Origin of the sequence: Vibrio sp. Vf1514 (assembly GCF_052076135.1) — a bacterium.
GTDB classification, from domain to species: Bacteria; Pseudomonadota; Gammaproteobacteria; order Enterobacterales; family Vibrionaceae; genus Vibrio; species Vibrio furnissii.
In genome coordinates this window covers 1,580,856-1,593,381 of record NZ_CP197268.1, presented here as the reverse complement: position 1 = coordinate 1,593,381, position 12,526 = coordinate 1,580,856, and the positions used below count along the sequence as shown (strand labels likewise).

Below are 12,526 nucleotides of genomic sequence, written 5' to 3'. Positions count from 1 at the left end.
TATCATTCTCGGGTGTGAGATTAAGGAAAACGCATGTTTACAGCAACTGATGTGTTGAAAGCAGAATTTGTTGAGCAGCCGCTCAGCAAATTGTGGTCACAGATCTCGCCACTTTACATGGTGGACGAATCCCAATGGCTAAAACAACTCTTACCGTTGGCGACCCCAAGCGATGCAGAAAAATCATCGATGGCCGTCAAAACCACTGAACTGATCGAAGCCATTCGCAGAGACAAAAAGTCGATTCAGATGATCGATGCGCTACTGCTTGAATACAGTTTGGATACGCAAGAAGGCATTCTGTTGATGTGTCTGGCAGAAGCGCTGATGCGTATTCCAGATACGGAAACCGCCGATGCGTTCATTCGTGACCGTTTGGGTGTGGCCGACTGGAAATCGCACCTCAAAAACTCCGATTCCGTGTTCGTGAATGCGTCCACGTGGGGATTGATGCTGACGGGCAAAGTTGTGGGTCTGGCCGATGCAGAAGGCACCAGCCCGGTTCAAGCGGTCAACCGTTTGGTGAATAAGCTCAGTGAACCTGTGATTCGTAAAGCGATGCATCAGGCGATGAAGATCATGGGTCACCAGTTTGTGCTGGGCCGCACCATCGCGGAAGCCCAGAAAAACGGCCGCACCATGCGCGACAAAGGCTACACCTACTCATTTGACATGTTGGGTGAAGCGGCGTTGACCACAGCAGACGCAAACAAATATTTCAAAGATTACTTGATGGCGATTGAAGCGGTTGGCCGCGACAAATACGGTCTAGATACCAGCCCTGCACCCTCAGTATCGATCAAACTTTCTGCGCTGCACCCTCGTTATGAAGTCGCCAACCGCGACCGTGTGATGACCGAGCTACACGACACACTGATCCAATTGCTGGAACGTGCGATGGAGCTGGATGTCGCGATCACGATCGATGCCGAAGAGGCGGATCGCCTCGAACTGTCTCTGGAGCTGTTTGAAAAAGTTTACCGCCACGAAAAAGTCGCAGGCTGGGGCAAGTTTGGTCTGGTGATTCAGGCGTATTCCAAACGTGCTTTGCCGGTTCTAGCATGGCTGACTGCGCTGGCAAAAGATCAAGGCGATTTGATTCCGGTACGTTTGGTAAAAGGCGCGTACTGGGACAGCGAAATCAAATGGTCACAACAAAGCGGCTACACCGGTTACCCGGTTTACACCCGCAAAGAAGCGACGGATGTGTCGTACCTAGCGTGTGCGCGTTTCCTATTGAGCGAGAGCGTGCGTGGCAATTTGTTCCCACAATTTGCAAGCCACAACGCGCAAACCGTGACCGCCATTGCGGTGATGGCGCAACACAAAGACTTTGAATTCCAACGTCTGCACGGCATGGGCGATGCGCTGTACAACCAAGTGATGGCCGCATACAAGCAATCGGTGCGTATCTACGCTCCGGTGGGAAGCCACAAAGATTTGCTGCCTTATCTGGTTCGTCGTTTGTTGGAAAATGGTGCCAACAGCTCGTTTGTCCATCGTTTGGTGGATGCGCGTTGCCCGATCAACACGCTGACACAGCACCCTGTGGACATGTTGCTGGCGTTCGATACGCTCAACAACACCAAAATTCCGCTCCCGACGCATATCTTCCCTGAGCGCAGTAACTCGTACGGTGTCAACATCGACATCGAAAGCGAAGCGAAACCGTTTGAAGAGCAAGTGAACGCGTTCCTGAGCAAGCAATGGCAAGCGTCACCGATCATCAACGGAGAGATCCAATTCGAAAGCATGATCAAGGCAGCAGCACAACCTGAGTTGGTGAAAGCGCCGTACGATCGTCGTATCGAGGTGGGTCAGATTTTCCACGCGAACCATGATCATGTTTCCGCTGCGATCGAAACTGCCCACGCTGCATTTGCTGCTTGGAACCAAACGCCAGCGCAAGCTCGCGGTGAAAAGCTCGACAAGCTGGCCGATCTGTTGGAAGCCAACTTGGCTGAATTGGTGGCGATTTGTCATCAGGAAGCCGGAAAAACCATTCACGACAGCATTGATGAAGTGCGTGAAGCCGTCGATTTCTGTCGCTACTACGCCAAACGCATCGATACATTGGGTCAGTTCTCGATTGACGGTTTTGATGGTCAGAGTCGCCAAGTGGCTCGTCAAGGTCGTGGCGTGTTCGTGTGTATCAGCCCATGGAACTTCCCATTGGCGATTTTCCTTGGCCAAATTACCGCGGCCTTGGTGGCCGGCAACACGGTGGTTGCCAAGCCCGCTGAACAAACCAGCCTCATCGCAGCGCGCGCTGTGGAACTGATGCTGGAAGCCGGTTTCCCTGGTGGCGTCATTCAACTGCTGCCGGGCCGCGGCTCGCAAATCGGTACGGCGCTGACGTCTCACCCTGCGATTGCCGGTGTGGCGTTTACGGGGTCAACCGCAACCGCGCAGCGCATCAACCAAACCTTGGCTGAGCGTGATGCGGATCCGGTGCCGTTTATCGCAGAAACTGGTGGTCAGAACGCGATGATCGTGGACAGTACCGCGCTGCCAGAGCAAGTGGTTCGTGACGTTCTGCGCTCTGCATTTGCTTCTGCAGGTCAACGCTGTTCAGCGCTGCGCGTGCTGTATGTTCAACAAGACATCGCCGATCGCATCATTACGCTGATTCAAGGCGCAATGCAGGAGCTGTCTGTGGGCACCCCGTACCTGCACAGCACGGATGTTGGCCCGGTGATTGACACCAAAGCGAAGCAAGGCTTGCTGGCGCACATTGAACGCATGACGCAAACGCAGAAGAAAGTGGCACAACTGGAACTGGGTGAAGCATGTGAACACGGTGATTTCGTGGCGCCAACGGCGTTTGAAATCTCGGGCATTGATTGCCTGACCGAAGAGCAATTTGGCCCAATCCTGCACATTGTTCGTTTCAAAGCGAGCGAATTAGCCAATGTGGTACAGCAAATTAACGAGACCGGTTTTGGTCTGACGATGGGGATCCACAGCCGCAACGAGACCACCTATCGTTGGATCGAGAAACATGCGCGTGTGGGGAACTGTTACATCAACCGTGACCAAGTGGGTGCGGTGGTGGGCGTTCAGCCATTCGGCGGTCAGGGCCTGTCTGGCACTGGACCGAAAGCAGGTGGTCCACACTACCTGTATCGTTTCACACAAGTACAGTACAGCTAATCCGTTCAGCGAAGGAGACTAACCATGGTGCATCAAGTAACTCGTTTTTCTGACGCTTTTTCGGCTTGGGAAAATTGGAATCTGACTGGCTTTGACTCGAAATGTGAGTCACTGCTGTCGGTGAAAAAGAATTTAGAAAGCACGATGCCAGCTTTGGCAAAAGTGATTTCTTACCAACTTCAACAGGCTTCCACACTACTGGCGCATCCGCACCAATTTGTGGGGCCAACTGGAGAAACCAACGAGCTTTATACTGCAGGGCGCGGTGTTGCCCTCATCGTTCAAGATGACAGCAGTAATGAAGCAAAACTGGCGGTCGCGGCTCAACTGTGTGCTGCGCTGGTCGCAGGCAACAGTGTCGTTTTGTGTAGCGATGATGCTGAGCTGACGTCCGCTCTTTCGTCTGCTTACGAGCAGTCCACCTTACCGGCTAACGTGCTGCAGTTTGCCACGTTCGATGCGTACCATCAGTTGATGGAATCGGACATTCGCTGCATGGGTTATGTCGGTAAAACGGCGGTCGAGCGTAGCCTCAACCGTCAGTTAGCCAAACGTTCAGGCGCAATTGTGAGCCTGGTGTCTGAAACGGATTTCGCCGCATTGCCTGTGGCGAACGATCCACACTTATCGCTGCGTTTTATTACCGAACGCACGCGCACAATAAATATAACAGCAGTGGGCGGCAACGCGACCTTGCTTGAGCTTGGGAACGAGGCCCACTAATCCTTTCTGTAGTTCTCCCCTCACCCTTTGTGAGGGGACATGGAAGGCGATCGTATATAAGAGGACATTTCAATGGAAAATAGCTTTGCTATTACGACCACGTTTATCGTCTACCTCATCTTGATGTTGGCGATTGGGGTCATTGCATATCAGCGAACGAAAAACTCGTCTGATTACTTTTTGGGTGGCCGTTCGTTAGGCCCGTGGCCTGCAGCACTTTCTGCCGGTGCCTCTGACATGAGTGGCTGGTTGCTGCTGGGTTTGCCGGGTTATGCGTACGCGGCAGGTATTGAAGCGTTCTGGTTGGCGGGTGGCCTGCTGATCGGTACATGGGCCAACTGGCTGATCACCGCGAAACGTCTGCGTACTTACAGCATTACGACGGATGCGCTGACCCTGCCTGAATTCCTGTCTCGTCGTTTCAACGACAATTCGAAACTGATTCAAACCATTTCAGCATTCTTCATTCTTCTGTTTTTCCTTTTCTACACCAGCTCAGGCTTGGTGGCAGGCGGTAAACTGTTTGAAACGGTCTTCGGCATGGATTACAGCACTGCCGTGATCATCGGTACGGTGTGTGTGGTGTCGTACACGCTGTTTGGTGGTTTTCTTGCGGTATCATGGACGGACTTGGTGCAAGGCCTATTGATGGCAGCAGCGTTGCTGATTGTGCCACTGGCGGCAATGAACGGCGGTCTGACTAAACTGGATCACGACCTGGTGGCGATTAACCCAGAGCTGCTGACCATGTGGAATGACGTGAAAGGCCAGCCGCTGTCGGCGGTGGCGATCGTCTCGCTGGTTGCGTGGGGCCTGGGCTACTTTGGTCAGCCACACATTTTGGCTCGTTTCAAAGCCACACGTTCAAACAAAGATCTGACTACAGCACGCCGTATCGCGGTGATTTGGACGGGTCTGTCGATGATTGGCGCGATGTTGGTCGGCTTGGTTGGCCTGATCTACGTGACCAACAACGGCAACATTCAGTTGGATGACGGCGAGAAAATTTTCATGCTGCTGGTGAACGCGATTTTCCACCCAGTGATGGCGGGTATTCTGTTGGCAGCAATTCTGGCGGCCATCATGAGTACCGCCGATTCTCAGCTGTTGGTGTCGTCGTCAGCGATGGCTGAAGACTTCTACAAACAAGTGTTTAAGAAAGACGCGACGTCGGAAGAAATCGTGCGAGTTGGCCGTGCGGCGGTGATCATCATCTCCATCATTGCGCTGATTCTTGCAATGACGCCAGACAGTTCGGTTCTTGGCCTGGTGTCTTATGCATGGGCTGGCTTTGGTGCCGCCTTTGGTCCAGCACTGGTTCTGAGCCTGTACTGGGCTCGCATGAACCGCAACGGCGCATTGGCGGGTATTCTCGTTGGTGGGATCACCATCGTGGTGTGGAAACAGCTGTCCGGTGGTTGGTACGACGTGTACGAAATCGTACCGGGAATCATCTTCTCGACTATCGCGATTGTGGCAGTGAGCCTGCTGACGGGTGAACCGGAAGAAACGGTGAAGCAACAACACAAGACCTTCAAAAAGCACTTGGTTGAACTCGATTAATTGACCATCGATTGACACAACTGCGCAAAGCCCCACCGATGTGGGGCTTTTTTGTGCTTGTGTCAGGCCACTGCAATAGCAGAAACTCAATCGAAAGTGGGTGTTGTTTTTTGAATCTAAATCACAAACTTAAAACTAAAGTTTGGGACAATGGAACCAATCGATTCAAAATGCGTCAATTGTCAATAACTGAGCACACTGATAGGAGGACCCACCATGCCAGAAGCGTATTGCAACTGTTGTCGAAAAACCACACCGCACAAAGTTGTAATGAGGCGTAGCCAGGCGGAGGATGTGTCAGGCTGGCAGGGTTTTCAGCAGTTTATGGCAGCATTGATGCACGGTGAGCACTATTACAAAATGGAGAAACAGGGGTTTTGCCGCGTGTGTAACCAACAATCGGATCTCTCGCCCGCCGATTTCTCTCGTGCCAGAGTGATTTAGTTTGATGACAACAAGATGGCTTCCGTGTGACACAGGGAAGCCATGGTTGTTTCTGTGCTCACAATGGGCAGTAGATCACTGATTTCACCTGACGCCTTCTCTGTTCTTCCCTTATTGGGAACTTTCGCAAAGTAATCTCTCTTCGTTCAGCTAATCTGTAGGTAATTTATCTGATGACATGACGAAGGAGCCCATTCATGCAGTTAAGTTTAAAGAGAAAGATGGTTTTCTCTGTGGTGATCGCGATCGCACTGACCGCTATCGCGTTGGTTCTCGCGGGCTACAAAACCTTCCAGCAGGACAGTTGGCGTGCCATCGAAAGCGAAAGCCGCAATACGCTGCAAGCTCACGCGAAGGGGATTGGCGACTGGTTCGCGACCAAGCAACATGCATTAAAAGGCTTGCGCGAAGAAATCGAACGTAACCCCAATCTCGACTTGGTGCCGCACCTGCGCCAAACCCTCGAATCCGGTTCATTTGGTCTTAGTTACTACGGTAACGAACAGGGCGAAATGTTCCGCCAAGATCCCTCTCTCAATAAAGCAGGTTACGACCCCCGTGAGCGCGGCTGGTACAAAGAAGCCAAAGCGGCGGGCAAACCCACCACCACAGAACCGTATGTGAGTGTCACCATGCAAACGTTGGTGGTGACGTTAACGGAACCGGTGCGCCTCAACGGCCAATTGATCGGCGTGGCTGCGTCCAACTTGGCACTGGACAAGCTGATTCAAGACGTGTTGGCGATTGAAGTGCCAGGCAAAGGTTACGCCATTCTGGTGAACCAAAAAGGCAAAATCGTCGCGCACCCAGACAAAGACTTGATTCTTAAACCCACGCAAGACATCGCACCGGGCTTAACCGTGTCGGCGCTGCAAGGGGTGGCGCATAATCACCAACTGCTGCCACTGGCGATCAACGGCAAAGACAAAGTGCTGATGGCACAAAGCATCGACAACACCGATTGGATGTTGGTGATGGTGATGGACAAAGCCGTGCTGGAACAGCCGTTAAATCAAATGTTGCTGACCCAAACCTTGATCGGTTTGGTGATTCTGCTGGTGATGGCTTTAGCCACGTCGTGGTTTGTGGCGCGTCAACTCAATGAGCTGAGCAACATTGCGGCGGCGCTGGGTGACATTGCTGAAGGCGACGGCGACCTCACGCGTCGTCTGGCCGTGAAAAGTGATGATGAAGTCGGCATGCTGGCTGACAAATTCAACATGTTTGTCGATCGCCTACACGTGATGGTGAAAAATGTGCGTGACGTATCTGTCGCGTTGAACGACGGTGCGAACCACGCGGCGCGCTCTGCGGGGCAGCGTAGCGAGCGCATTCGAACGCAGCAGGACGAAATCACCATGGTTGCGACCGCCGTGACGGAGATGGCATCGGCCACTGCAGAAATTGCTGGCAATGCCGACAACACCGCGAAAAACGCCAACCAATCGGTCGAACTGGGGGCGCAAGGGTACCAACAAATGCAGCAAAGCAAGCATTCGATTGATCAGTTGGCGCAAGAGTTGACGGGCGCGGTGACCATCATCGGCGAACTGGAAGATCACGCCAACGAAATCTCGACCATTCTGTCGACCATTCGCGCGATTGCCGAGCAAACCAATTTGCTGGCGTTGAATGCGGCGATCGAAGCGGCGCGGGCTGGCGACCAAGGCCGCGGTTTTGCGGTGGTGGCCGATGAAGTGCGCGTGTTGTCGCAGCGCACGCATGCGTCGACCGAAGAGATTCAAACCAAGATTGCTGGCCTGCAGAAAGTGACGGCGAATGCGGTGACCGTGATGACGGAAAGCCACAAACTGGTGGAAACCAGCGTCACGGACGTCAATCAAACTGGCGAAAGCTTGCAAGCGATCAGTGAAGCGATTCAGTTGATTAGCGACATGGCCACGCAAATCGCTTCAGCAGCAGAGGAGCAATCGTTGGTGACGGCTGATATCAACGGCAATACTGAATCGGTGCGTGAAGTCAGTGATGCGTTGGCAAGTGAAGCGCAAGATGCGGTGCTGCAAGCCAAAGAGCTGCACAGCCTTGCGAAAGAGTTAGAGCAGGAAATATCCCGCTTTAGGCTTTGATTGACCGTAAACTACCAAGGGCATCTGATGATGCCCTTTATTTTTTCACTGTGAAGACAATCACAACCCGTATTGAAACGCTTCGTGCGGCGTCGATTCGCCAGTATGGTATGCACCAATGATGTGTCACAGGGAATTCGAACATTATGCATTTAGACCGAGTGGACCAACAAATTCTGCGTATTCTGCACGACAAAGGACGCTTGCCCGTGGTGGAGTTGGCCAAGATGGTCAATCTCACCACTTCCCCGTGTTCAGACCGGGTCAAACGGTTGGAAAAAGAGGGCTACATTAAGGGCTATCACGCTGAACTGAATGCGGAAAAACTGGGATTGGATGTGCAAGTGTTTATTCACATTCGCCTCGATCAAACCAGTTTTTCTATTTTTGAGCGTTTTGCCGAAGCGGTGCGTGATGTCCCGGAAATTGAGGCCTGTTATTCACTGTCCGGAGATTTTGACACCATGATCAAGGTGCGGGTTCGGGACATGAAAGCCTATCAAGCCTTTATGTCGGGTAAACTAGGCACGTTACCGGGAGTCATTCAGACCCGCAGTGAATTTGTCATTGAAGAACACAAAACCAGTTTCGGCATCAACCCGGAACTCATTTGTGCGATATAAGTTGGAGAGATTATGGCGCAGTTAGCCGATGTGACCACGGAGCCGGTAGGTGATGTGGCGCTGTTAGACGCTCAATTTGGCCGTTTAAGCATTCAGTTTGCTAACGACCCGTATCCTTCACTGGAAAAGCGCCAGCAGCGTTTGGTGGCGCTGAGACAGGCTTTGCTCAGCGAACAGAATGCGCTGGCAGAGGCGCTCAGCCAAGATTTTGGTTTCCGTAGCCGTTTTGACAGCGTGCTGTGCGACATCGTTCCGGCGGTCAGTCAGCTCGACTACACGCTCAAATCCCTCAAACGATGGATGAAACCGCAGCGACGCAAAGCGGGGCTGATACTTTCCCCCTCGCGCGTTCGAGTGCGCTATCAACCGTTGGGCGTTGTGGGCATTATTGTGCCGTGGAATTTTCCGGTGGTGTTGAGCCTCGCACCACTGGTGACGGCCGTTGCGGCGGGCAACCAAGTGATGCTCAAACTCAGCGAGCACACGCCGCACACCAATCAGGTGTTGCGCCGCATCGTGGCCGCGCTGGGGGACATTGCACTGTGTGTTGAAGGTGAAGCGCACGTGGCTTCAGCATTTAGCGCGTTGCCGTTTCAGCACCTGTTATTCACGGGCTCGACGGCGGTAGGACGCAAAGTGGCCTTGGCTGCTGCGCATCATCTTACGCCCGTCACGTTGGAACTCGGCGGTAAATCCCCGGTGATTATCGCCCCTGATGCCGATTTAACTCGTGCGGTTGACCAGATCATGTTGGGTAAAGCGACCAACAGTGGCCAGATCTGCGTCGCGCCGGATTACGTGATGTTACCCGAGGCGCAGTTGGCGTCGTTCACCGAGTGCTATTTGCGCCGCTTTGCCAAACGTTTCGTCAACAAGCAAGGCAAGCTCGATTGCACGCACATCATCAACGCTACTCAGTATCAAAGACTACACATGCTGCTGGACGATGCGCGTCAGCAGGGTGCCGAGGTGAGTACGTTCAGCCATCCCGTTGAACTGGCCGAAGGACAGATGGCACCGCATGTGATCACGCAAGTGACCGATGCGATGCGCGTGATGCAAGAAGAGATCTTTGGCCCGATTCTGCCCTTAATCGGTTATCGCACCATTGAAGAGGCGATTGAACGGGTCAATGCGCAGCCACGTCCGCTGGCGTTGTATGTGATGAGTGATGATCAAGACATTATCGATTACGTCCTCAAACGCACCCACAGTGGCGGTGTGGCGATCAACGACACCTTGTTGCATGTCGCGGCCGATGACGCGCCATTTGGCGGTGTGGGGGAAGCGGGAATGGGGCATTATCATGGCATCGAAGGCTTCCAAACCTTTTCCCACGCCAAAACCGTCCTGCATTCCTTCAGCAAGCTGCCGCGCAGTCGTTGGTTGCTGAATCACCGCACACTGTGGCTGAAGCTACTGAGCCGTTTTGTGCTGCGTTAACTCAGGCGATGGTAGAGGTGCTGCGGCGCTTTTTGCACGATTTGTGTTAGCAACGCTTTTCAATCGTCTATGAAAGCACTACCATACTCGCAGTCGCGGTGCTGAACGCCGCGACGTTCTATCTTTTAAGTATTCTCAGGGCGGGGCGAAATTCCCCACCGGTGGTATGCCCCATGGGGCGAGCCCACGAGCGCTCGATTCGTCGAGGTCAGCAGATCTGGTGAGACGCCAGGGCCGACGGTTACAGTCCGGATGAGAGAGAATGACAAACACACCAACCGTATGGATTGAGGTTCCCTCGTTCCTTGGATTTGGTGCACTTGGTTTTGGCTTTTGATCCCTCATAACAGCCCTGATTCTGGTCATTATTAGGAGTAACCATGAATCAGTTATCGCTACTTGCCGAATTCGGCGACTCAATTACCCGTGTTGAAAATGCACTACAAGCGCTGCGCGAAGGTCGCGGTGTATTGCTGCTCGACGATGAAGATCGTGAAAACGAAGGCGACATCATCTACTCAGCAGAGACCCTCACATCCGAACAAATGGCGCTGATGATCCGCGAATGCAGCGGCATCGTGTGTCTGTGTTTGACCGATGAGCAAGCCAACAAGCTGGAACTGCCACCCATGGTGCAAGTGAACGACAGCAAAAACCAAACCGCATTCACCGTGACGATTGAAGCGCGCCATGGCGTGACCACCGGCGTCTCTGCAAAAGACCGCGTGACCACCATCAAAACCGCGATCAATCCGAACGCCAAACCGGACGACCTAGCACACCCAGGACACGTGTTCCCACTGCGCGCGCGCAAAGGTGGCGTGATGGCGCGTCGTGGCCACACCGAAGGCACTGTGGATCTGATGCAAATGGCGGGTCTGCTGCCATCTGGTGTCCTGTGCGAAGTGACTAATCCCGATGGCACCATGGCTAAAACGCCTGAAATCGTGGCATTTGGTAAACTGCACAACATGCCTGTTTTGACCATTGAAGACATGGTGCAATACCGCATGCAGTTCGACCTGAAGCTGGCTTAATCTCCCGCTTTACAGTGTAAAGGCGCGCTCTGTCGCGCCTTTTTTTGTTTGGGTGATGTCTTGGCGCCGGGTTTGGCTGGTCGCTAGTTCAATTTCAAATTCTGTGCAGAAATGATGTTGAACATTGTTGTCATTTTGAGGTCTGAATTCTGATTTAGAGGGAAAATGAACACTGTTTTTCATTACGGTGATGGATGGAATTTTGACGTATCATCAGCAGTATCATTCGCTTAGTATCACTACGTTATTTTTATTCTGGATATTGTTTCTGTTTGTAAAATATTCCGTATAATACTTAGCATTTTCTCCTCATTTAGTGTTTATTGTCGTCAACTTTTTGGCTTTGGAATCCCCGCTTTTTATGTTACTCAAGCTTTTGTTTAAATGGAGTATTAACTTCGTTGGTCAGCCTAAACAGTCAACGGTGAAGGATTCTGACAAGCCAAGAATTTTGATTATCCCTTACAACGCGATTGGGGATATGGTGATGACTGCGCCCCTGTTTAGTGCATTAAAGCAGGCGCATCCTGAGTGGCAGTTAGAAGTTTTATGCAGCTCGCGAAACCACGAGATCATTCGTTATCATCCTGCCTTGAGTCGTTGTTGGTTGCTCGATATCGACTTAAAACCGCAGCGCGCATTTTCCCAACATCGTTTACGTCAAGAACTGTATGAACAACAGTTTGATAAAGTGGTGTATTTAGGGGAACGTCGGAACTGGATTGAGCTGTGGCGCATCCATCGCATGAAGGCGAATCAGAAAGTTAGTTTGCCGTATTCCGATGAAGCGCGACAAAAACAGAAGAAGAAGCTGGATCCGTTTGCGCTGAATATCTTTAATGGTGTGGTGGGGAAAAACAAGCATCAGGTGCCGCACTTTACGCGCCGCATGATGAGTATTTTACCGGACTTCGGTGTGCAACAACCTGAGAAACTGGCGTTTAACCTGAATCTCCCTCACGTTGCGGACAAAGCGCATTCGCTGCCTCAAGGCATTCGATTGCTGTTCAACCCATGTGGTTCGCAAACCGGCAATACGTTGAGCGATGAGCAAGCCGTTTCCATTTTAGACGGTTTGCTTTCGCTGGGTATTCAAGTGTGTGTCTTTGATCTTCCTGAAAATAGAGCCAAGTTGGCGGCGTACGGGCACGATGAGCGCGTGAATTACATTCGTTCTGCGTCGATCAGTGATGCCGGCGATTGGCTGCGCGATATGTCATTGGTGCTTACGACGGATACGTCAATGGGGCACATCGCGTCAGCGTTGGACGTGCGCACGCTTATCATGAGAGCCAATGAAGAGTGGCGTGCAAATTGTGACCCAATCTCTGAATTTGCCTCGATGCTGGTGGCGAAAACTCACGGACACATTCAAACCATTTCTGCTGATCTGGTGATGAATGAGGTCAAAATGCTTCTGCAAACCTTGCCTCAGGCGAAGTAGTTTCCGCAC

General features: G+C 52.3%; 9 protein-coding genes and 1 riboswitch. All 9 genes read left to right on the top strand.

Annotated features, from left to right (window positions below; all coding sequences use genetic code 11):
- The first annotated feature begins 33 nt into the window (after nucleotides 1-33).
- Nucleotides 34-3,153, top strand: coding sequence for a bifunctional proline dehydrogenase/L-glutamate gamma-semialdehyde dehydrogenase PutA (gene putA, locus ACS18Q_RS22080; protein WP_432582010.1), 3,120 nt, complete (start codon nucleotides 34-36; stop codon nucleotides 3,151-3,153).
- Between the two features lie 24 nt (nucleotides 3,154-3,177).
- The gene (locus tag ACS18Q_RS22075) at nucleotides 3,178-3,876 is read left to right on the top strand and encodes a 1-pyrroline-5-carboxylate dehydrogenase (RefSeq protein ID WP_004727405.1); all 699 of its coding nucleotides are present in this window, start codon (nucleotides 3,178-3,180) and stop codon (nucleotides 3,874-3,876) included.
- 72 nt (nucleotides 3,877-3,948) lie between these two features.
- Entirely contained in the window at nucleotides 3,949-5,439 is a 1,491-nt protein-coding gene (gene putP, locus ACS18Q_RS22070; protein WP_004727406.1) for a sodium/proline symporter PutP, read from the top strand.
- Between the two features lie 216 nt (nucleotides 5,440-5,655).
- Entirely contained in the window at nucleotides 5,656-5,883 is a 228-nt protein-coding gene (locus tag ACS18Q_RS22065) for a hypothetical protein (protein ID WP_014257854.1), read from the top strand.
- A 197-nt stretch (nucleotides 5,884-6,080) separates the two neighbouring features.
- Nucleotides 6,081-7,970: a methyl-accepting chemotaxis protein gene (locus tag ACS18Q_RS22060; protein WP_038151796.1), complete on the top strand. Its 1,890-nt coding sequence runs from the start codon at nucleotides 6,081-6,083 to the stop codon at nucleotides 7,968-7,970.
- A gap of 146 nt (nucleotides 7,971-8,116) precedes the next feature.
- Nucleotides 8,117-8,593, top strand: a complete 477-nt coding sequence (locus ACS18Q_RS22055) for an Lrp/AsnC family transcriptional regulator (protein WP_004727409.1) — start codon at nucleotides 8,117-8,119, stop codon at nucleotides 8,591-8,593.
- A gap of 12 nt (nucleotides 8,594-8,605) precedes the next feature.
- Nucleotides 8,606-10,036 carry a coniferyl aldehyde dehydrogenase gene (locus ACS18Q_RS22050; protein ID WP_441257896.1) on the top strand — a complete coding sequence of 477 codons (1,431 nt, stop codon included), beginning with the start codon at nucleotides 8,606-8,608 and terminating at the stop codon, nucleotides 10,034-10,036.
- Between the two features lie 127 nt (nucleotides 10,037-10,163).
- A riboswitch (FMN riboswitch) is annotated at nucleotides 10,164-10,304 on the top strand.
- 112 nt (nucleotides 10,305-10,416) lie between these two features.
- Nucleotides 10,417-11,073, top strand: a complete 657-nt coding sequence (gene ribB, locus ACS18Q_RS22045; RefSeq protein WP_004727411.1) for a 3,4-dihydroxy-2-butanone-4-phosphate synthase — start codon at nucleotides 10,417-10,419, stop codon at nucleotides 11,071-11,073.
- A 361-nt stretch (nucleotides 11,074-11,434) separates the two neighbouring features.
- Nucleotides 11,435-12,517, top strand: a complete 1,083-nt coding sequence (locus tag ACS18Q_RS22040; protein ID WP_004727412.1) for a glycosyltransferase family 9 protein — start codon at nucleotides 11,435-11,437, stop codon at nucleotides 12,515-12,517.
- Nucleotides 12,518-12,526: the final 9 nt, after the last annotated feature.

Excerpts from the sequence above, each read along its gene's own strand:
- ACS18Q_RS22065 (WP_014257854.1), top strand. The coding sequence starts at position 5,656 with ATGCCAGAAGCGTATTGCAACTGTTGTCGAAAAACCACACCGCACAAA.
- ACS18Q_RS22060 (WP_038151796.1), top strand. The coding sequence starts at position 6,081 with ATGCAGTTAAGTTTAAAGAGAAAGATGGTTTTCTCTGTGGTGATCGCG.
- ACS18Q_RS22075 (WP_004727405.1), top strand. The coding sequence starts at position 3,178 with ATGGTGCATCAAGTAACTCGTTTTTCTGACGCTTTTTCGGCTTGGGAA.
- ACS18Q_RS22050 (WP_441257896.1), top strand. The coding sequence starts at position 8,606 with ATGGCGCAGTTAGCCGATGTGACCACGGAGCCGGTAGGTGATGTGGCG.
- ACS18Q_RS22055 (WP_004727409.1), top strand. The coding sequence starts at position 8,117 with ATGCATTTAGACCGAGTGGACCAACAAATTCTGCGTATTCTGCACGAC.
- ACS18Q_RS22040 (WP_004727412.1), top strand. The coding sequence starts at position 11,435 with ATGTTACTCAAGCTTTTGTTTAAATGGAGTATTAACTTCGTTGGTCAG.
- putA (WP_432582010.1), top strand. The coding sequence starts at position 34 with ATGTTTACAGCAACTGATGTGTTGAAAGCAGAATTTGTTGAGCAGCCG.
- ribB (WP_004727411.1), top strand. The coding sequence starts at position 10,417 with ATGAATCAGTTATCGCTACTTGCCGAATTCGGCGACTCAATTACCCGT.
- putP (WP_004727406.1), top strand. The coding sequence starts at position 3,949 with ATGGAAAATAGCTTTGCTATTACGACCACGTTTATCGTCTACCTCATC.